16 protein-coding genes are annotated in these 20,253 nt (G+C 54.6%); 15 read left to right on the top strand and 1 reads right to left on the bottom strand.

Features of this window, described 5'->3' with window-relative positions; all coding sequences use genetic code 11:
- The 13 genes from ACYVRB_RS07030 to ACYVRB_RS07090 form a co-directional block, all read left to right on the top strand.
- Window positions 1-377, top strand: a 377-nt coding sequence (locus tag ACYVRB_RS07030) for a transposase (RefSeq protein WP_461212776.1), incomplete at its 5' end; no start/stop codon positions are given.
- A 445-nt stretch (window positions 378-822) separates the two neighbouring features.
- Window positions 823-2,067 (top strand): replication initiation factor domain-containing protein, encoded by a 1,245-nt coding sequence (locus ACYVRB_RS07035; RefSeq protein WP_100908486.1) that lies wholly within the window; start codon window positions 823-825, stop codon window positions 2,065-2,067.
- Between the two features lie 81 nt (window positions 2,068-2,148).
- The gene (locus ACYVRB_RS07040) at window positions 2,149-2,397 is read left to right on the top strand and encodes a DNA-binding protein (protein ID WP_075760678.1); all 249 of its coding nucleotides are present in this window, start codon (window positions 2,149-2,151) and stop codon (window positions 2,395-2,397) included.
- 76 nt (window positions 2,398-2,473) lie between these two features.
- Window positions 2,474-3,712 carry a tyrosine-type recombinase/integrase gene (locus ACYVRB_RS07045; RefSeq protein WP_100908487.1) on the top strand — a complete coding sequence of 413 codons (1,239 nt, stop codon included), beginning with the start codon at window positions 2,474-2,476 and terminating at the stop codon, window positions 3,710-3,712.
- A gap of 113 nt (window positions 3,713-3,825) precedes the next feature.
- Window positions 3,826-4,692, top strand: a complete 867-nt coding sequence (ylqF, locus tag ACYVRB_RS07050; RefSeq protein ID WP_461214418.1) for a ribosome biogenesis GTPase YlqF — start codon at window positions 3,826-3,828, stop codon at window positions 4,690-4,692.
- Window positions 4,673-5,434 (top strand): ribonuclease HII, encoded by a 762-nt coding sequence (locus ACYVRB_RS07055; RefSeq protein ID WP_461214488.1) that lies wholly within the window; start codon window positions 4,673-4,675, stop codon window positions 5,432-5,434. Before ylqF ends, ACYVRB_RS07055 begins: the two co-directional genes overlap by 20 nt.
- Window positions 5,435-5,485: 51 nt before the next feature.
- The gene (gene dprA / locus ACYVRB_RS07060) at window positions 5,486-6,325 is read left to right on the top strand and encodes a DNA-processing protein DprA (RefSeq protein ID WP_461214419.1); all 840 of its coding nucleotides are present in this window, start codon (window positions 5,486-5,488) and stop codon (window positions 6,323-6,325) included.
- 123 nt (window positions 6,326-6,448) lie between these two features.
- Window positions 6,449-8,530, top strand: coding sequence for a type I DNA topoisomerase (topA, locus tag ACYVRB_RS07065; protein ID WP_461214420.1), 2,082 nt, complete (start codon window positions 6,449-6,451; stop codon window positions 8,528-8,530).
- A 306-nt stretch (window positions 8,531-8,836) separates the two neighbouring features.
- Entirely contained in the window at window positions 8,837-10,141 is a 1,305-nt protein-coding gene (gene trmFO, locus ACYVRB_RS07070; RefSeq protein ID WP_461214421.1) for a methylenetetrahydrofolate--tRNA-(uracil(54)-C(5))-methyltransferase (FADH(2)-oxidizing) TrmFO, read from the top strand.
- Window positions 10,142-10,226: 85 nt separating this feature from the next.
- Window positions 10,227-11,123: a tyrosine recombinase XerC gene (xerC, locus tag ACYVRB_RS07075; RefSeq protein ID WP_461214423.1), complete on the top strand. Its 897-nt coding sequence runs from the start codon at window positions 10,227-10,229 to the stop codon at window positions 11,121-11,123.
- A gap of 70 nt (window positions 11,124-11,193) precedes the next feature.
- Entirely contained in the window at window positions 11,194-11,718 is a 525-nt protein-coding gene (gene hslV / locus ACYVRB_RS07080) for an ATP-dependent protease subunit HslV (RefSeq protein ID WP_461214424.1), read from the top strand.
- 341 nt (window positions 11,719-12,059) lie between these two features.
- Window positions 12,060-13,460 (top strand): ATP-dependent protease ATPase subunit HslU, encoded by a 1,401-nt coding sequence (gene hslU, locus ACYVRB_RS07085; protein ID WP_461214425.1) that lies wholly within the window; start codon window positions 12,060-12,062, stop codon window positions 13,458-13,460.
- 56 nt (window positions 13,461-13,516) lie between these two features.
- Window positions 13,517-14,398 (top strand): aldose 1-epimerase family protein, encoded by an 882-nt coding sequence (locus ACYVRB_RS07090; protein ID WP_461214427.1) that lies wholly within the window; start codon window positions 13,517-13,519, stop codon window positions 14,396-14,398.
- Between the two features lie 397 nt (window positions 14,399-14,795).
- Here the strand turns inward: ACYVRB_RS07090 and plsY are convergent, their stop codons facing one another.
- Window positions 14,796-15,419: a glycerol-3-phosphate 1-O-acyltransferase PlsY gene (gene plsY, locus ACYVRB_RS07095; protein WP_461214428.1), complete on the bottom strand. Its 624-nt coding sequence runs from the start codon at window positions 15,417-15,419 to the stop codon at window positions 14,796-14,798.
- A gap of 223 nt (window positions 15,420-15,642) precedes the next feature.
- Here plsY and parE point away from each other — a divergent pair, with 223 nt between their 5' ends.
- Both parE and parC read left to right on the top strand, forming a co-directional pair.
- Window positions 15,643-17,658, top strand: coding sequence for a DNA topoisomerase IV subunit B (parE, locus tag ACYVRB_RS07100; RefSeq protein ID WP_461214429.1), 2,016 nt, complete (start codon window positions 15,643-15,645; stop codon window positions 17,656-17,658).
- Between the two features lie 2 nt (window positions 17,659-17,660).
- On the top strand, window positions 17,661-20,111 hold the full coding sequence (parC, locus tag ACYVRB_RS07105; RefSeq protein ID WP_461214430.1) for a DNA topoisomerase IV subunit A: 2,451 nt from the start codon (window positions 17,661-17,663) through the stop codon (window positions 20,109-20,111).
- Window positions 20,112-20,253: the final 142 nt, after the last annotated feature.

Raw genomic sequence — 20,253 nt, forward strand, 5'->3', positions numbered from 1 at the left:
TCGTAGTGACCAGCCTGGCCTCCGAGGCTCCAGAGACTTTGTTCAAGACCTATAGACAGCGGGGCAATGCTGAGAACCAAATTAAGGAGCTGAAATGCGGGTTTGGCTTTGACAAAACAGACAGCTCAACTTTTGCACGGAACACTGCACGAGCCTTGATCACCGGTATTGCCTATAACCTGGTTCAGCTCTTTAAACAGCTCTTTGTCTCGGAAGACCGTCGTTCAACCATCTCCTCGCTACGGTTCAGTCTCTTTCACATCGCCGGTAGGATTACTTGGCACGCCCGTCGTGTGGTGATTCATCTTGCTTCTAACTATGTTTACAAGAACTGGTTTAGTCGGCTCATGGACGAAGTCCATCAGTTGGCGACCTGAACTGAATAACTGAATAGGTCGTGCGTCGAGCCGAAAACTGGGTCGGTCTGTTCGTGGTGCATCGATCACCAACTTCTCCGCTCAGTCAGTATTCGCAACGCTCCAAACGTTGCTTTCAGACCGGCCAGATGCGATTTCATGTCCCAAATACCGAGGTGAATAATCCAGGTGTTATGCTGTTTACACAGGGCAAGAGTCGATTTCACAAGTGGTGTAAGGGTGCTCGAACCTGCGCCGCCACGCGCGGCGTGCAGCGCGAAAGCCGCAAGCGTGAGCGGCGGCGGTCGGCGTAGCCGGCCGCCTAGACCCCCATGTACTAACAGGGGGGTCGTAAATGACACCTATCTACCTGATTTCCCGGTAGAAACGTTGATACAGCACAGAAATTGCCAACTGGACAATTCAAGCTGATGTCCGGTGGCAACAAGATTAGGAGGTAGACAATTTGGGTTACTGGAGTGATTCAGTACGGAGGCGCCGTAAAGAATTGAACCTGACGCAGGTACAGTTGTGTCACCGGATTGGTATCACACAACGCCACCTTAGTCGCATCGAAAATGGCGAAGCGTGTAGTAGCGGCCTACAAATGTACATTGATAAGACGCTCAATAATTGGTCAGATGAGCCAGAACTGCAACTGCTGATTGACTATGTCCGGATTCGGTTTCCAACACAGGATATAGACAAAATCGTCGATGCTCTCTTACGCTTGCAAACGGATTGCATTCTGTCAGAAGATCGTGCGGCGTTCGGTTATCAATTTACCCGCTCACTAGGCCAGATTAAAGTTTACGGCTCTGATCCGGGACACAAGGAGCTGGGGACGCTGGTAGAACTACGCGGGCAAGGTTGTCGCCAAATGGAAAGTATTCTGCTAGGGCGTGGCGAAACTTGGTATGACTTTCTTGACCAGTGTCTGGACATGAAAGGCGTGATGAAACGACTGGACTTAGCCGTCAACGATATGGTCAATATGCTGGATATTCCAAACCTGATTCAAAAGATTCAGGCCAACGAGTGCATCACCGTCATGCGTGAGTACCAAGGCACGGTATCCGGCCACATCTATCATGAAGACGATGAAGAATTTGATGATGAGACTGGCACGACATTATACATTGGTTCAACCAAAAGCGAACTTTACTTTTGCCTCTACGAGAAAGGCGCCGAGCAGCACAAGAAAGGCTTAACCACCAACATCTATAACCGCTTTGAAATTCGCTTGAAGAACACCCGGGCGGAAAAGGCTGTTGATGATTTGCTTTGTTACCGCGATGAGGAACGCACGATATTTGGCATTATCAAACGGTACCTGCGTTTTGTCGATGCTCAAAAAGGTAAGCCGCGGTTGGATTGGCCGCTCAACAAGAATTGGCAACGATTTGTTGGTCATGATCGCCAGCCACTGCGCTTGACCACCGCCCCAGAACCGCTCGATCTCAATCGAACACGGGCGTGGATTGATAAGCAAGTTGCACCGATGGAGCGAGTGCTCCACGAGATTGACGCGTACTGGGGTAACCAGAAAACGATGCAATCGATCCGCGGGGCAATCTTGACAAACAAACATCGACAAATCATTGAGCAGTACACAGTTGGCGCAGATCAACTTGAAAATGGTTTGTTTGAAGCAATGACACCTGAAAGTGAGCAATCAAAAAAGGATGACCACGCCGACCAAAGCAAGTAGTCACCCTTCACAGATAAGATATGGGTCCTATCTGTGCTGATTATCTCACACAGATGCTAGACACAACAAGTGAGGTAATGAATGAAAATCAGATACAGTCCAGTGTCGGATAGTGACGCTGAATGGGGCAACAAGGAAGCTATTTTAAGCCGATACGACGGCTTAAACAAATACACGCTCAATCGTTGGCTATGTGAGATGCGTGACAACAAGCGATGGCGTGACGGGGTCTTGAACCCAACGCACAAGCTCGTCTTCATCAATTTTGAGGTGTTCGCCGACTTTCTATACTGGAAGACACATGGCTATTCAAAATTACGCAGAAAATAAGGGGTTTGGATGTTAAAATAGAATCTGCTAATAGAGATTCAGTTTTGCCCTTTTCCTTACCCGGAAAGGATAAAACATGTATTTTGAAGAAAGAAAACGCAAGAGCGGTAAGTCAACGTATTATGCAGTGGATCGCTATGTTGATCCACTGACTGGCAAAGCCAAACGGGAAGTCGTCAAGTTCTCCACGAACACGGCGCGTGCCCGCAAGCAGGCCGAACGCGACTTAGCGGCAAAGATTGAGGAGCAGATTGCGGTGAAACAAGGTGCTTTCAACGGCGCCGCGATGGTGACATTCGGTGAGCTGAAAGCAAAATGGTTGGAAACTTGGCAGACTACGGTCAAGCCGCCAACCGTCACGCGTGAGAAAATGGTGCTGAAACGCATAGCGGAGCTAATGGCAGATGACGTCTTACTAGAAGTGATTACACCATTGCTAATTCAAAACCTGTTGAACGACTACAAGAAGAAGTATCACTCGACCCACTCGACGATGCAGCATATCAAGTGCTCGCTCAACAAAATCTTCGACTATGGCGTTCTGCACAACGCGATTCCGTTCTCACCAACGCGTGTGATCAAACTCTCCGCGAGTTCAAAAGAGAAGCGCGAGAAGCGTCTGCGCCGAGAAGCCAAGTTTCTTGACGAGCACGAGGTTCACGCCTTGTTGGCAGAGCTGCGCAAGCGGCGGCATCAGTCGTACTACGATTTGGCGCTATTCATGATTGGGACGGGCTGTCGGATCGGTGAAGCGGCCGCATTGACGGAAGCTGACATTGATTTCGAGAACCTGCTGGTGACCATCGACAAGTCCTTGCAATATCATGACCTGCGCGTTGATGAGTATTACGAGGATACCACCAAGACCGAAGCTGGTGAACGGGTGGAAGAACTGCCAGAGTTTGCCATTGATGCGTTAAAGCGCGTCATTGCCCGTAACAAGGCATTCGACGAACACATGGCTGACTTTCCGGCGGACGCCTTTCATGCTTCTAAGTCGCTGTTTAGGACGGAGTATGGCTCACCGATCACCTCGCACAGCTTCCGTGAGATTCTGACGCGAATCAATAAGTCGCTGACGAAGCATTGCCAAGAATGGTATGGTTTTGAATGGACGAAGAACGCGATTCCTCACGGCTTCCGCCACATTCACATTTCGGTGCTTCGCGATGACCCGTCGATTTCGCTCAAGGAAGTGCAGAAGCGAGTTGGGCATGTTCGGGCCGAAACTACGGATGGCTACACGCATACCCTTGATGAAAATCAAGACAAGTCGGTTGAAGCCATCACGCGGTTCATTGAAAAAATCGGGTGAAGTTGCACGGTAGCGTTTGGTAATTTCGCCACGTTGCCCACGTTTTGCCCACGTTTACGAAAAAATGACAACCCAAGGGCCTCAACCCCTTGGTACTAAAGGAGTGACACAATATGGCACAAATTCAATGGTTCCCCGGCCACATGGCCAAGGCGCGTAACCAAGTCCAAGAAAAACTCAAGCAGGTCGACTTCATTCTCGAAATCGTCGATGCCCGCACCCCGGAGGCCAGCCGTAACCCGATGATGAACGAAATCGTCGGGGCCAAGCCGCGCATCATGGTGTTGAACAAACAAGACCTCGCAGATCCTGAGAAAACCAAGCAGTGGGTGGCTTATTATCAAGGCCAAGGCTATGAAGCGCTGGCGATCGACGCGCAGCACGCTAAGCGGCTCAACCAGATCCCGACCATGGGTAAACAGCTGATGGCCGCCAAGATCGCCAAGCAGAAGTCCCGCGGGATTAGGAACCCGGTGATCCGCGCGATGTGTATTGGCATCCCCAACGTCGGCAAGTCGACGATCTTGAACCGCTTGATCCATAAAAACATCGCGGTGACTGGCAACCGTCCCGGCGTGACCAAGAACCAGCAGTGGCTGAAAGCCGGCGACACACTGCAGCTGTTGGATACGCCTGGGATCTTGTGGCCAAAATTTGATGACGAGTCAATTGGCAAAAAGCTCGCGCTGACCGGTGCGATCGCGGATTCCGTCTATCAAGAAGACGTCGTGGGGATGTACGGCCTGAACTTTTTCCGGACGCATTACACCGAGGCGTTCCGGCGGGCGTATGGCCTCAATGCGGATGATCTGGCGCTGAACGACGCGGATCTGATGGTGCACCTCAGCCAGAAGAACGGTTTTGGTGAGAACTACAACCGGATGGCGGAACGGATCATCTTCGACGCCCGTCAAGGCAAGTTCGGGCGCTACACGTTGGAAGTGCCGGGAGATGATGGCGATGCCCAAGACGCTGAGTGAACTCCGCGCATTGTTGGCAGAGGCGCCGGTTTCTGCTGACTTGTTGGCGGCGTTGGCCCAAGATCCGCGCGTGGGTGCTCAGCGCCTACTCGCACAGTACGAGCGCAGACAAGCCGCGGCGGAATCTGAGGCCTTGGCGTTAGAATACCGCAGCCGCTTTGAGCACGAGCTCTGGGCGCGCTACCCGCACATCGCCGGTATCGATGAAGTCGGCCGCGGTCCGCTGGCAGGGCCGGTGGTGACTTGCGCGGTGATCTTGCCGCAAGACTGCCAGTTGCCGGTGAATGACTCCAAGCAGCTGAGCGCCCACCGTCGGGAAGCACTTTTTCCCCAGATCATCAGCCAGGCGCTTGCCGTCAGCTTAGGCGTGGCAGACAACAATGAAATCGATCGGGAAAACATCTACCACGCCACCGAGCTGGCCATGGGGCGGGCGGCAGCGAGCCTGCGGGTGCCGGCAGACTTCTTGCTGGTCGACGCCATGACTGTTCCGACGGCCACGCCGCAACGCAAGCTGATCAAAGGCGACGCCAACAGCATCAGTATCGCCGCTGCCAGTATCGTGGCTAAGGTCGTCAGAGACCGCTTGATGGTGATGTATGACCGGATCTATCCCGGGTATGACTTTGCAGACAACATGGGCTACGGCACGGCCAAACATCTGGCAGGGTTGGCTGAATATGGCGTCACCCCGATCCACCGGATGAGTTTTGCACCAGTGCGTCAAGCCGCCATGAATTGATCTGAATCTTTGCATGAATCGCGTATGTATCACCACAGGAGGTGTGTGGTGATGCAAGTACGCGATTTTTTATTTTATTGGCATCTGGCTAACTATACCAAAGGCTTCGAGGTGCAAGCCGACGCCTGGCGCCAGCTGCAAGAACACCGCGGGGATGAGACTTTAGATCTGGCGTGGTTAACGCCTGCTCAGCGCGGGTTGCTGGCCGATGAGACGTTGCGCCGACTCGCGCGGGAACAGTACGCGCAGACGCGGTTTATGACGCGGTTAGATGCGGCCTATCCACCGCGGCTTGAAGAAAGCTTCCAGCCGCCCAACGTGTTGTTTTATCGCGGTGACTGGACGGTGTTGAATCGGATCTGCCTGGCGATTGTCGGTGCCCGGCGTGCAGGCAAATATACCGAGCTGGCGTTGAAGCGTCTGGGCGCGAGCATGCCGCCGGTGACGGTGGTTAGTGGCTTGGCGGCAGGTGCGGATACCTTCGCGCATGAGTTTGCGCTAAGCCGCGGCTGGCCGACGGTGGCGGTGATCGCCAGCGGCCTAGACGTGGCGTATCCGGCGGCGAGCTTGACGCTGCAACAGACGATCGCCCGCACGGGGTTAGTGCTCAGTGAATATCCCTTGGGCGTGCGGCCGCAGCCGTATCGCTTCGTCGCCCGCAATCGCATCATCGCCGGCTTGGCGCACGGGGTGTTGGTGACTGAAGCCGCCAGCCACTCAGGCAGTCTGATTACCGCCAACCTGGCGTTGCAGGCGAATCGCGAGGTGTTTGCGCTTCCCAACCGCATCGACGCGCCGCTTGGCATGGGCACGAATCAGCTGCTTCAAGCAGGCGCCAAACCGGTGCTATCTGGTGACAATATAATGGAAGAACTCCGCTTTTATCCTTAAAAAAAGTTGCGCTGGGGCAATTGGTGGGTGATACTTGGACGGAATCGATTTGACAAAGGTTTGCGCCATAGAATATGATAGCTTGTGTTTTCGAGCAAACCGCTCAGTGAAAGGAGGGCGAGCATGACCGCCAAGAATTTGGTCATCGTGGAATCGCCAGCAAAAGCCAAAACCATAGAAAAATACCTCGGCCGCAACTACAAGGTGGTTGCCAGCCTTGGGCATATCCGAGACTTGCCAAAGAGTCAGATGGGGATCGACTTCGACCATGATTATCAGCCGAAGTACATCTCTATTCGCGGCAAGGGGGATGTGATCAAAGACCTCAAGAAGAACGCCAAAAAGGCCGAACACATTTACCTGGCAGCCGATCCGGATCGCGAAGGGGAAGCCATTGCCTGGCATGTCAGCCACATCCTGGATCTCGACCCCAAGGGGAAGAACCGGGTGGTGTTCAACGAAATCACCAAAGACGCCGTCAAGAACGCCTTCAAGACGCCGCGCTCGATCGATATGAACCTCGTCGATGCCCAACAGGCACGGCGGGTGCTCGATCGGCTCGTGGGGTATTCGATCTCGCCGCTGTTGTGGAAGAAGGTCAAAAAAGGCCTTTCCGCCGGGCGGGTGCAAAGTGTCGCCTTGAAGCTGATCATCGATCGGGAAAACGCGATCCGCGCCTTTGTTCCGGAAGAATATTGGACACTGGATGCTGAATTCAAAAAAGGCACCAGCAAGAAATTTGGCGCCAGCTTCTACGGCATGAACAACAAGAAGATGGCGCTGAAAAACAACGACGCCGTCCAAGAGGTGCTCAAGGGCATCGATCGCAAGGCGCCTTTTGCCATCACCAAAGTGGTCAAGAAAGAACGCAAGCGCTATCCGGCGCCGCCGTTTACCACCAGTTCTCTGCAACAAGAAGCCAACCGCAAGCTGAATTTCCGGACCCGCAAGACCATGATGCTCGCCCAGCAGCTGTATGAAGGCATCAACTTAGGCGGCAAGCTCGGCACGGTCGGCTTGATCACCTATATGCGGACGGACTCGACGCGTGTGTCAAACATCGCCAAAACCGAGACGTCCAAGTTCATTCATGAACAGTACGGTGAAGAATACGCCGCGGTGAAGATCCGCCAAGGGAAGCTTCAAGAAGGCGCCCAAGACGCCCATGAAGCGATCCGCCCGACCAGCACCTTGCGCACGCCGAAAAGCTTGGAAAGCGTGTTGGATAAAGACCAGATGAAGCTTTACAGCCTGATCTGGAGCCGCTTTGTCGCTAGCGAAATGACGCCGGCGGTGATGGATACGGTCGCCATGACGATCGACCAAAACGGCACGACATTCCACGCCAACGGGAGTCAAACCAAGTTCCCAGGCTTTACCACGCTGTATGTTTCCAGCCGGGATCAAGACCAGAAGGACAACGTTTTGCCAGACCTTGCCGTTGGCGATGAGGTCAACCTCGTCAAAACCGACCCGGCCCAGCATTTCACCCAGCCGCCTGCGCGCTATTCCGAAGCCAACTTGGTCAAGGCTTTGGAAGAAAACGGCGTTGGTCGGCCATCGACATACGCGCCAACCATCGAAACCATCCAGAAACGCTATTACGTGAAACTCAACGCCCGACGCTTTGAACCGACCGAACTTGGCGAGATCGTCAACGACTTGATCACGGAGTTCTTCCCGGACATCGTTGACATCAAGTTCACGGCGACGGTCGAAGACGAGCTGGATAGCATCGAAGAAGGCCAGATGCCATGGGTCAAGGTTATCGACCAGTTCTATCAACCTTTTGAAAAAGAACTGGCGCACGCCGAAGAAGGCATCGAGAAGATCCAGATCAAAGACGAACCAGCCGGCTTTAACTGTGACATCTGCGGGGCCCCAATGGTGATCAAGCTCGGCCGCTACGGTAAGTTCTACGCCTGCTCCCGCTTCCCGGATTGCCGTAACACCAAGGCCATCGTCAAGGAAATCGGCGTCTTGTGTCCACAGTGCCACAAAGGCCAGATCGTCGAACGCAAATCCAAGAAGAACCGCATCTTCTACGGCTGCGACCGCTACCCAGACTGCGACTTCGTGTCCTGGGACAAACCAGTCGGCCGCGATTGCCCGAAGTGCGGCCACTACCTGATCGAAAAGAAATCCCGCGGCGGCAAACAAGTCCTCTGCCCGAACGGCGATTATAACGAAGCGGTACAAAAGTAAACCAGAGCTTTTTTGGGCGCACTTAGCGGGTCGGGTAGCCTAGCTATCGTGCTTGGGGCGGTCTTGGCCCCGAGTACGATAGCGTAGCTAGCCGCACCCGCGTTGCCCAAAAAAGCTCGAGGATGCCAGAGCGGAGCAAAGTGCACTTAGCGGGTCGGGTAGCCTAGCTAGCCGCACCCGCGTTATGTCTCGCAACTTCATGAATACACTTCACCATTTCCACAACACAGGGACCACTTACCAGTGATCCCCGTGTTTTTGAATCAGAAAGAAAGCGCTATAATAGACAACATGGAGGAATTCTTTATGCCTAAAGTAAACGTGATCGGCGCCGGCCTTGCCGGCAGTGAAGCCGCGTGGCAGATCGCCAACCGCGGTGTTGATGTTGACCTATATGAAATGCGGCCGACAAGCACGACCCCAGCGCACCACACAGCCAATTTTGCTGAGCTCGTGTGTACGAATTCCCTGCGCGCCAACCAGATCAGCAACGCGGTCGGCTTGCTGAAAGAGGAGATGCGCAAGCTGGATTCTGTGATCATGGCCAGCGCAGATGCCACGGCGGTGCCGGCCGGCGGCGCTTTGGCGGTCGACCGGGAACCGTTCAGCCAGCTGGTGACCGAGCGCTTGCAATCGCATCCCCGCGTGCACGTCATCAACGAAGAGCTGACGACTTTTCCAGAAGGCATCACCGTCGTTGCCACCGGGCCGCTGACAGCCCCTGGGTTAGCGGATAAGATCGCCGAATTCAACGGTGCGGAAGGCCTGCACTTTTTCGATGCGGCGGCGCCAATTCTCGATGCGGAAAGCATCGATCGCGACATCGTCTACAAGAAGTCGCGCTATGACAAAGGCGAGGCCGCTTACCTCAACTGCCCGATGACCCGCGATGAGTTCATGGCGTTTCACGATGCCTTGGTGCACGCGGAAGTCGCAGAAGGCCATGATTTTGAAAAGCTCGAAGTGTTCGAAGGCTGTATGCCCATCGAAGTGATGGCCAAGCGCGGCGTCAAAACCATGCTCTTCGGGCCACTGAAGCCGGTCGGGTTGGCGGATCCGCGCACCGGCAAAGATCCGTATGCGGTCGTGCAGCTGCGCCAAGACAACGCGGCGGCCAGCCTGTTCAACATCGTCGGCTTCCAGACCCATCTGAAGTGGGGCGAGCAAAAGCGTGTGTTCCGTATGATCCCAGGCCTGCAACACGCAGAGATCGTCCGTTATGGCGTCATGCACCGCAACACCTACATGAACTCGCCAAAAGTGTTGGCAGCGACCTATCAAAGCAAGCTGCGGTCGGATCTGTTTTTTGCTGGGCAGATGACCGGGGTGGAGGGCTATGTCGAATCAGCCGCCAGCGGCCTGGTCGCTGGCATTAACGCGGCCCGTCTGGCACGCGGCCAGGAACCGGTCGTTTTCCCGCATGACACCCAGATCGGGGCGATGGCGACATATATCACCAGCGCCAGTCCGCAGCATTTCCAGCCGATGAACGCCAACTTTGGCATCATGCCGGGGCTACCGGTGCGGATCAAAAACAAACTTGAGCGTAACACGGCCATCGCGACGCGCGCGCTGGATTCGCTGGCGGAATTTCAGCCGACACTAGATTAAGCAACGGTGAGAAGTGCCTGGTTACAGGCGCTTTTTTGGTGTCGTTTGTGAAAATGTGTTAAGGTATTTGCGGGAGGGAAAACGCATGCAGGTCGTCAAGGAGTTCCTACAATACCTCTTGGTCGAGCGGCATTATTCCGCCGAGACCAAGAAGGCCTATCAAGAAGACATCGAAGACTTCGTCAGCTTCTTGCAGGCCAACGGTGGCTTCACTAATTTCAACGCCGTCGATCACCTCGATGTGGCAACATATCTCAGTGATCTGTCTGAACGTCATCTCGCCCGCAGCACCGTGGCGCGTAAGATGAGCAGCATGCGCAGCTTCTACCGCTACTTGATCCGAACCGGCCAGGCCAAAGTCGATCCCTTCGAGCTGGTAGAAACGCGCAAGAGTCACCACCACCTCCCGCAGTTTTTCTATGAAGAAGAGATCCAAAGTCTGTTTGCCACCGTCGACGGTGACACGCCGCTCGATCAGCGCAACCGCGCGTTGCTCGAGGTGCTGTACGGCACTGGTATCCGGGTCAGCGAGTGTGCGAACTTAACGCTCAGCCAAATCGATTTTGACCTGGAGCTGTTGCTGGTGCACGGGAAAGGCAACAAGGACCGCTATGTGCCTTTTGGTAGTTATTGCAAAGACGCCTTGCATACTTACTTAGATGACGGGCGCCAGGTGTTGATGGCTAAGCTCGACCAGAACCACGACCGGGTCTTCGTCAACCAGCACGGCCGACCGATCACGTCTCGCGGAATCGAATATATCTTGGATCAGCTGGTCCAAAAAACGAGTCTGACCAGCGGGATCCATCCGCATATGTTGCGGCATTCGTTTGCCACGCACCTGCTCGATCACGGGGCGGACCTGCGCTCGGTGCAGGAGCTGTTAGGGCATGCGAGCCTATCGACGACGCAGATCTACACACATATGACCACGGAACACCTTAAAAAAGACTACATGAAGTATTTTCCGAAACATAATTAGGACCCAAGTCTGATGCATGTGACAGCTTGTCACGTTAGACTAGTCTCATTACTCAATTTGGAGGCACAATATGACAACAATCGCAGCAGTGCGCAAGAACGGTAAAACCGCCATCGCCGGTGACGGCCAAGTGACCCTTGGTGAAAAAGTCATCATGAAAGGTAACGCGCAAAAGGTTCGCCGGATTTTTAACGGTAAGGTCGTGATCGGCTTTGCCGGTGGTGTCGCCGACGCGTTCACCTTGCAAGACTGGTTCGAAAAAAAGCTCGAAGCCCACGCCGGTAACCTCCGCCGTGCCGCCGTCGCGCTCGCCCAAGACTGGCGCAAAGACCCGACGTTGCAAAAACTTGAAGCGATGATGATCGTGATGGACGAACACGACTTGTTGCTGGTTTCTGGTAATGGTGAAGTCATCGAACCCGACGCAGATGTCGTGGCCATCGGCTCCGGCGGCAACTACGCTCAAGCCGCCGCAATGGCAATGATCCAACACACCGACATGAAGGCAGAAGACATCGCCAAAGCCGCCATCGACATCGCCGGCTCTATCGACATCTTCACGAACCACAATATTATCGTCGAAAGCTTTAGCTAAACCAGAGCTTTTTGCGGCGTTCTTAGCGATGGGTGTAAGGTGGTCTGGACTTGTGCGGCAAAGCCGTGCGAGACCGGAACGCCTTACACGCAATCGCGTTGCCGCAAAAAGCTCGACGAAAAAACCAGAGCAAAGTGGCGCGCATTTAGCGGGTCGGGTAGCCTAGGTATCGTGCTTGGGACAGGTTTTAGTTCCGAGTGCGATACCGTAGCTAGCCGTACCCGCGTTGCGCCACGTAGCTCGACGATGATCTCGAAGTATAAGACGGGTTTGGATGTTGAACATCCATATCCACCACTTCCAACCAAACCTGCAACATGTTAATCAAGGAGAATGTTCAAATGGTAAAAACCCCAAAAGAAATCGTGGCGGAACTAGATAGTTACGTCATCGGTCAAGACGATGCCAAGCGGGCAGTCGCCGTGGCCTTGTACAATCGTTACCGGCGCATGCAACTTTCCGACAAGATGCAACGCGAGATCACCCCGAAGAACCTTTTGATGATCGGGCCTACCGGGGTTGGTAAAACTGAGATCGCGCGGCGCTTGGCGAAAGTCGTCAACGCCCCGTTCGTGAAGGTCGAAGCGACCAAGTTCACCGAAGTCGGTTACGTCGGTCGGGATGTTGAATCGATGGTGCGTGATCTCGCAGATGTCGCTGTGGCGATGGAAGAAGAAAAGCAGTTCAAAAACGTCCGCGCCCGCGCGACTCGTGAAGCCGACAAGCGCCTGGTCAAGTTGCTGGTACCGGCCATCAAGAAGGAAAAGAAAAATAGCAATCCGATGGCCGAGATGATGAACATGTTCCAAAACATGCAAAACGGACAGATGCCAACGCCACAACAAGACGACGGCGAAGTCACCGACGAGATCCGCAATCAGCGCTTGAGCGTCGCAGAGCAACTGGAAAAAGGCTTGCTTGAAGACCGTGAGATCACCGTGACTGTCGCCGATGCCAAGAAGCAAAGCGGCATGAACGACATGTACGGACAGATGGGCATCGATCTCGGCGAGACGCTGGGTAACTTGATGCCGCAAAAGCGTGTACAGCGGACGATGAGCGTCAAAGAAGCGCGAGAAGTCTTCATTAAAGAAGAATCTGACAAGCTGGTCAACCACGCGGATATTTATCATGACGCGATCCAGTCCGCCGAAAACAACGGGATCATTTTCATCGATGAAATCGACAAGATCGCCAGTGGCGACAAGAAGACTAGCGGCGAAGTTTCTCGTGACGGCGTGCAGCGCGACATCTTGCCGATCGTCGAAGGCTCGCAGGTCAACACTAAGTACGGGCCGTTGAATACCGATCACGTCTTGTTCATCGGCTCAGGGGCTTTTGCCACCGCCAAGCCGTCTGACTTGATTCCAGAACTTCAAGGCCGTTTCCCGATCCGAGTAGAACTCAACGACTTGACGGAAGAAGATTTCGTGCGTATCCTGACAGAGCCAGACAACGCGCTGGTCAAGCAGTATATCGCTTTGATCGGGGCTGATGGCGTGCACGTGACCTTCACCAAAGAGGCGATTGAAGAAATTGCCCAGATCGCGATCCGCGTCAACCGCGACACTGACAACATCGGGGCTCGGCGGTTGGCAACGATCCTTGAGAAACTGCTAGAAGACGTTTTGTATGAAGGCCCCGATATGCAAATGGGTGACGTCACAGTCACCGAACAGTATGTCCAAGATAAGATCGGCGACATTGCCGCTGACAAGGACATGACACGATTCATTTTGTAAGCTTATCCCGCTAGCTTGAATCGGCGGATACTATACACGTAAAGGAAGTTGTAAGCATGGCTCAGATTTTGAAGAACGATTTTCTCACCGTCACCATCGCAGAACACGGTGCCGAGGTCACCAGCATCGTGAATAACCACACCGGGCAACAGCATACGTGGCAGGCGGATCCCAGCGTCTGGAAGCGGCATGCGCCTGTGTTGTTCCCGATCGTCGGCGCCTTGAAGAATGATGAATATCGCTATGCCGGCAACACTTACCACATGACCCAACACGGGTTCGCCCGCGATCGTGACTTCACGGTCGAATCTGCCAGCGACACCAAGGTGGTTTTCACCTTGGTCGATGACGACAAGACCCGGGCCCAGTATCCGTTCGCCTTCAAGCTCAGCCTGACCTATACGCTGGAAAACAACACGTTGGGGGTCAACTACCGCGTGGAGAATCCGGCCACAGACGCGCCGCTGTTGTTTGGCATTGGCGGCCATCCTGGCTTTGTCGTGCCAGTGAGCGACGACACCACGTTCGAAGACTATTATCTGGAGTTCAAGCCGCGCAAGTCTCGCGTGCAGATCCCGCTGATCGCCGGTGAAGGCATCGATTATGCCCACCGGACACTGGCCGGCACAGACGTCAACCAACAATTGTCCCACGAATTGTTCAAAAATGACGCAGTGATTTACGAACTCAAGGGCCAGACGATCTTGTCGATCCGTTCTGAAAAAACTCGTCACGGCGTTGAAGTCTCGACAGGCGACGCCCCGTTCTTGGGTGTCTGGAGCCCATATCCGACCACAGCCAACTTTGTCTGCATCGAACCATGGTGGGGCATCGCTGACACCACAGACGCAGACGGTGACTTCACCAAGAAGCTAGGCATCAACACCTTGCAGCCGGGAGAAGTCTTCGATCACGGGTACAGTATCTCGATCTTCTAACCCAGAGCGAAACGGCGTGCACTTAGCGGGTCGGGTAGCCTAACAATCGTGCTTGGGGCGGTCTTGGTCCCGAGTGCGGTTGTGTAGCTAGCTGCACCCGCGTTGCGCCGTGTAGCTCGACGAAAAACCCAGAGCGAAACAAAGCGGTTTTAGCTGGAAGTCTAAGCTAGCTTGGGCTTGTGCGGCGAAGCCGTGCATGACCGAGACAACTTAGACAGCCCAGCGTTGCTTTGAGTAGCTCGACGATACCCAGAGCGAAACGGCGTGCACTTAGCGGGTCGGGTAGCCTAACAATCGTGCTTTGGGCGGTCTTGGCCCCGAGTGCGGTTGTGTAGCTAGCCACCCCTGTGTCGTTCCACGAAAAAAGCCGCCTTTTCAGGCGGCTTTTGCGTACATATTAAGCGTGTTGTTTGCGGTGCCGGAGATAGATACCCAGTCCGAACGGCACCATGTTCTCGGTACCGTTTTTGATGCGGGCAAAGTTGTCTTTGTGCCGGATCAAGAAGACGAGCCATAAGACCGCGCAGACGACTGTCAACAACCAGTCATGGTAGAACAGGCTCCAGACGGTCAAGATCCCCATGCCGACGGTCGAGGCGATGCTGACCATGCTGGACAAGATCACGAGGCTGATAAACACGGCGCAGGCGATCAAGAAGAAATGCCAGTTGTAGGCCAGGCAGATGCCGGCGCTGGTGGCGACGGCTTTGCCGCCTTTGAAACCGATGAAGATAGAGAAGGTGTGCCCGGCGACCGCGGCGAGGCCGACGATCAAGACCAGCCAGTGTTGCCCGACGTTGAAAAGCATCGGGAGGCTGGCGCCAAGGGTCCCTTTGAGGATATCCATCGCCAAGACGATGGTACCGCCGATGGGGCCCAAGACCCGATACGCGTTGGTGGTGCCAATGTTGTGACTGCCTTTTTGGCGAATGTCTTGGTGGAAGAACCACTGACCGACCCAAACGCCACTCGGGATCGAGCCGATCAGATAGGCCAAGATGAAACATAAGGCTATAAGCAAACTAGCCACTCCTTTCGTTGTTGGCGAGGCGTGTGCTGCGAGTTCTGCCTCGCTCAGGCGGTACGTAAACCGCCGACGTATGTGTAATTGTAGCATTTTTTTGACGCTTGCGCCGCCAACGCGTAAAATAGTTGAGGCTCGTTTCTAATCGAGATTTTCTTTGTGGTTTGGTGGTTAGTTGGTGTACGCTAAACCAGTATGTAATTTGGAGAGGAAGAATTGAATGGATACGCAAAGTTCAGCTTACACGGATTCATCGATCCAGGTGCTTCACGGCCTCGAAGCGGTGCGCAAACGGCCGGGGATGTACATTGGTTCTACAGATGCCCGGGGCCTGCACCATTTAGTCTATGAAATCGTCGACAACGCGGTCGATGAAGCGTTGGCCGGGTATGGCGACGTGATCGCGGTGACGATTCATCAAGACAACAGCATCACGGTCCAAGACCATGGCCGCGGGATGCCAACGGGGATGCATCCCTCTGGCAAACCGACGATCGAAGTGATCCTGACGGTGTTACACGCCGGTGGGAAGTTCGATCAGAACTCGTACAAGACCTCGGGCGGTTTGCACGGGGTCGGGTCGTCGGTCGTCAACGCCTTGAGTGAGTCCCTCACGGTGCGGGTCGTACGCGACAAGCACGCATTTGAAGAGCATTTTATTAATGGTGGGCATCCCGATGGTGGCTTGGTGAAATTGGGCAAGGTCAACGAACCCAACGGCACCACCGTCACCTTCAAGCCAGACCCGACGATTTTTTCAACGACGGTGTACAACTACGACACCTTGGCAGAGCGCCTGCGCGAGTCGGCGTTCTTGTTGAAAAACATCACCATCACTTTGACTGACGAGCGCACGGAACGTGAAGAAGTCTATCATTATCCAGACGGGCTGGTCAGCTTCGTCAAATACCTCAACGAAGACAAAGACACGCTCAGCGAAGTCTTCAACTTCGAAGGGGACAAAGACGGTATCGTGGTCGACTTCGCCGGCCAATACAACGACGGCTATTCCGAGAACCTGATCTCGTTTGTCAACAACGTGCGCACGACTGACGGCGGGACCCATGAAGTCGGCCTGCGCTCAGCGATGACGCGGGCATTCAACGATTTTGCCCGCAAAGTCAACCTGTTGAAAGACAAAGACAAGAACCTGGAAGGCTCTGATGTGCGTGAAGGACTCGCCGGCGTCTTGGCGGTCCGGATCCCTGAAGAGATCTTGCAGTTTGAAGGCCAGACCAAAGGCAAGCTGGGGACGCCTCAGGCGCGTTCTGTGGTCGATGCGGTCGTCTACGAGCAGTTGAGCTTCTACCTGATGGAAAACGGGGATGGCGCCCAAGAACTCGTCAGAAAAGCGATCAAGGCGCGGGAAGCTCGTGAAGCCGCCCGTCGTGCCCGAGACGATTCTCGCCACGGCAAGCGCCGCAAGAAAGACACCAGCCTGCTTTCCGGCAAGCTGACCCCAGCCCAGTCCAAAAACGCCAAGAAGAACGAACTCTACTTAGTCGAAGGGGATTCTGCCGGCGGCTCTGCCAAGCAAGGCCGCGACCGGAAGTTCCAGGCGATCTTACCGTTGCGGGGGAAGGTCTTGAACACGCAAAAGGCCAAGCTTGCAGACATCGTCAAAAACGCCGAAATCAACACCATGATCTACACGATCGGCGCCGGCGTCGGCGCAGAGTTTGATATCGATGCCGCCAACTACGACAAAGTCATCATCATGACCGATGCGGATACCGATGGCGCCCATATCCAGATCCTGTTGTTGACCTTCTTCTACCGCTACATGCGGCCGCTGATGGATGCCGGCAAGGTCTATATCGCCTTGCCACCGTTGTATCGATTGCAAAAAGGTAAAGGCGCCAAGATCAAGATCGCTTATGCCTGGACGGATGAAGAGCTGGAAAAAGAAGTCAAGAAGATGGGCAAAGGCTACACCTTGACCCGGTTCAAAGGACTTGGCGAAATGAACGCCGATCAGTTGTGGGAAACCACGATGAACCCCGAGACGCGGACCTTGATCCGTGTGCGGGTCGAAGACGGGGCGCTGGCAGAACGCCGGGTCACCACCTTGATGGGCGACCGCGTCGAACCACGGCGGGAATGGATCGAAAATAACGTCCAGTTTGATCTCGACGACGACGGGTCGATCCTGGAAACCAAGACGGTCGATCATGCGGACATGCAGTTTGGTGCCCAACAGATCAAGAAACAATTGCGGAAAGGAGCTAAGAAGTAGCCATGGCCAATCAAATTCAAGAACTCACCTTAGAAGAAGTCATGGGCGAGCGCTTCGGCCGCTATTCGAAGTACATCATCCAAGAGCGGGCCTTACCCGACGTCCGCGACGGTTTGAAGCCGGTGCAACGCCGCATTTTGTTTGCGATGAACCAAGACGGCAACACCTTCGACCATGGCTTCCGCAAGTCTGCCAAGTCTGTCGGTAACGTCATGGGTAACTACCATCCCCATGGTGACTCGTCGATCTATGAAGCGATGGTCCGCCTGTCGCAAGACTGGAAACTGCGGGCGCCTTTGATCGAGATGCACGGGAACAACGGCTCGATGGACGGCGATCCGCCTGCCGCCATGCGGTACACGGAAGCGCGTCTGTCGAAGATCTCCGGGGAGATGCTCAAAGACATCGACAAAGACACCGTCGACATGGTGTTGAACTTCGATGACACGGCCCAAGAGCCGACCGTTCTCCCGGCGGCCTTTCCCAATCTGTTGGTGAACGGTGCCACTGGGATCTCTGCCGGGTACGCCACCGAGATCCCACCGCATAACCTGCGGGAAGTGATCAACGCCATTTTGTACCTCTTAAAGCATCCCGATGCCGACCTCAGCAAGCTGATGGGCTTCGTCCAAGGTCCTGACTTCCCGACCGGCGGCATCATCCAAGGGGTCGACGGGATCCGCAAGGCCTATGAAACCGGCCGCGGCAAGATCGTCGTGCGCTCACGCACCCATACCGAAGAGCTGCGCGGCGGTAAGCAGCAGATCGTCGTTTCTGAGTTGCCTTATGAAGTCAACAAGGCTGAGCTCGTCAAGAAGATCGATGAGTTGCGCGTGGCCAAGAAGGTCGATGGCATCGCGGAAGTCCGTGACGAATCCGACCGCTTTGGCCTCAGTGTAGTGATTGAGCTGAAAAAAGACGCCAACGCAGACGGCATCTTGACCTATTTGTTCAAGAACACCGACCTGCAGATCGCCTATAACTTCAACATGGTCGCCATCGCCGATATGAAGCCCAAACAACTGGGTCTCAAGCCGATGCTGGAAGCCTATATCAAACACCGGCGTTCTGTCATCATTCGGCGCACGCAATTCGACCTGCAAAAAGCCGAAGCGCGCGAGCATATTGTTCAAGGCCTGATCAAGATGATCTCGATCTTAGACCAGGTCATCAAGACCATCCGGGCGTCTACAGACAAGGGGGATGCCAAACAAAACCTGGTGTCTGCCTATGACTTTTCGACGGCCCAGGCCGAAGCCATCGTGTCCTTGCAGCTGTACCGCTTGACCAACACCGATATCACGGCGCTGGAAGCAGAAGCGGCGCAACTGGCTAAAGACATCGCGGGTTATCACAAGATCTTAGACCAGCCGGCGGCACGCGACCATGTGATCGAAACCGAGCTGGCGGCGATTGCCAAGACCTATGGGGATGATCGCAAGTCTGCGATCCAAGCCGAGATCGAAACGCTTGAAGTCGACACCACGGTTACCGTGGCCGACGAACAGGTGATGGTGCTGGTGTCGCGGGACGGCTACCTCAAGCGGAGCTCTTTGCGTAGCTATCAGGCCGTCAATGCAGAAGATAACGGGCTGAAGGACAACGATTTTGCCATCTTCAACCAAGAGATGGGCACGCTTGAGCATTTGTACATCGTCACCAACCGCGGCAACGTGATCTACCGGCCGGTGCATGAGATCACCGACGCGCGTTGGAAAGATGCCGGCGAACATCTCAGCCAAACGGTCGGCATCGCCACAGACGAACAAGTGATCGCAGCCTTCGGATTCACCACCCTCGACGAAAGTGGCAACTTCGTGTTAGGCTCCAGCGACGGCTACATCAAGCAAACCGCGCTGGCAGACATGCAGCCACAACGCAACTACAAGAGCCGGCCGATGGTGGGGATGAAGCTTAAGTCCAAAGACGCTGTCGTTACCAACGCCTATTTTGTCCCGCAAGGCAGCCCGCAGACGGTGTTTGCCGTCACCAACCACGCCTATGGTCTGCAGTTTGCACTGAACGAGGTGTCGGTGATCGGCGCCCGGGCGACCGGCGTGAAGAGCGTCGACTTGAAGGACGGGGATGTGGTGGTCAACTTCATCTTGGCCGACGATCCGGAAAACACCGAAGTTGGGATCTTGACCCAGCGAGGGGCGTTCAAGAAGATGCGCCTGAAGGAAATGGGCATCGGCAGTCGCGCCCGGCGCGGGTTGCTGGTGTTGCGTGAGCTTAAGAAGGCCCCACACCGCATCGTCGCGATGGTGAAAGTCGATGCCAACACCGCATTGACCGTGTTGACCGACACCGATGAGCTGGTGGCACTGACGCCGGCGGACAATCCAGACGGCGATCGCTACTCGAACGGTTCGTTTGTGATCGACACCGAGACCCAAGGCGTCCCAGTGTACGTTCATGCCGAAGAGAACACCGAAGCATTAGCCGATAATTAGAAAAAAGGCCCGCGAGTTGTGCTGACTCGCGGGTTTTTTTGTGTTCAGGAATGCCGGTTGCGCGGGATTGTAATTGTGTATAAAAAGAATTTAATTAAAAGGTTGACACTAAGATTAAAATAGTTTAATCTTAGTCACATCA

Source organism: Lacticaseibacillus boliensis, from assembly GCF_054784775.1.

What these genes read in the sequence shown, in the direction of transcription:
- ACYVRB_RS07045 (WP_100908487.1), top strand. Translation starts at nt 2,474, where the DNA reads ATGTATTTTGAAGAAAGAAAACGCAAGAGCGGTAAGTCAACGTATTAT.
- ACYVRB_RS07040 (WP_075760678.1), top strand. Translation starts at nt 2,149, where the DNA reads ATGAAAATCAGATACAGTCCAGTGTCGGATAGTGACGCTGAATGGGGC.
- parE (WP_461214429.1), top strand. Translation starts at nt 15,643, where the DNA reads ATGGATACGCAAAGTTCAGCTTACACGGATTCATCGATCCAGGTGCTT.
- ylqF (WP_461214418.1), top strand. Translation starts at nt 3,826, where the DNA reads ATGGCACAAATTCAATGGTTCCCCGGCCACATGGCCAAGGCGCGTAAC.
- ACYVRB_RS07090 (WP_461214427.1), top strand. Translation starts at nt 13,517, where the DNA reads ATGGCTCAGATTTTGAAGAACGATTTTCTCACCGTCACCATCGCAGAA.
- ACYVRB_RS07055 (WP_461214488.1), top strand. Translation starts at nt 4,673, where the DNA reads ATGCCCAAGACGCTGAGTGAACTCCGCGCATTGTTGGCAGAGGCGCCG.
- xerC (WP_461214423.1), top strand. Translation starts at nt 10,227, where the DNA reads ATGCAGGTCGTCAAGGAGTTCCTACAATACCTCTTGGTCGAGCGGCAT.
- parC (WP_461214430.1), top strand. Translation starts at nt 17,661, where the DNA reads ATGGCCAATCAAATTCAAGAACTCACCTTAGAAGAAGTCATGGGCGAG.
- trmFO (WP_461214421.1), top strand. Translation starts at nt 8,837, where the DNA reads ATGCCTAAAGTAAACGTGATCGGCGCCGGCCTTGCCGGCAGTGAAGCC.
- hslU (WP_461214425.1), top strand. Translation starts at nt 12,060, where the DNA reads ATGGTAAAAACCCCAAAAGAAATCGTGGCGGAACTAGATAGTTACGTC.
- hslV (WP_461214424.1), top strand. Translation starts at nt 11,194, where the DNA reads ATGACAACAATCGCAGCAGTGCGCAAGAACGGTAAAACCGCCATCGCC.
- topA (WP_461214420.1), top strand. Translation starts at nt 6,449, where the DNA reads ATGACCGCCAAGAATTTGGTCATCGTGGAATCGCCAGCAAAAGCCAAA.
- dprA (WP_461214419.1), top strand. Translation starts at nt 5,486, where the DNA reads ATGCAAGTACGCGATTTTTTATTTTATTGGCATCTGGCTAACTATACC.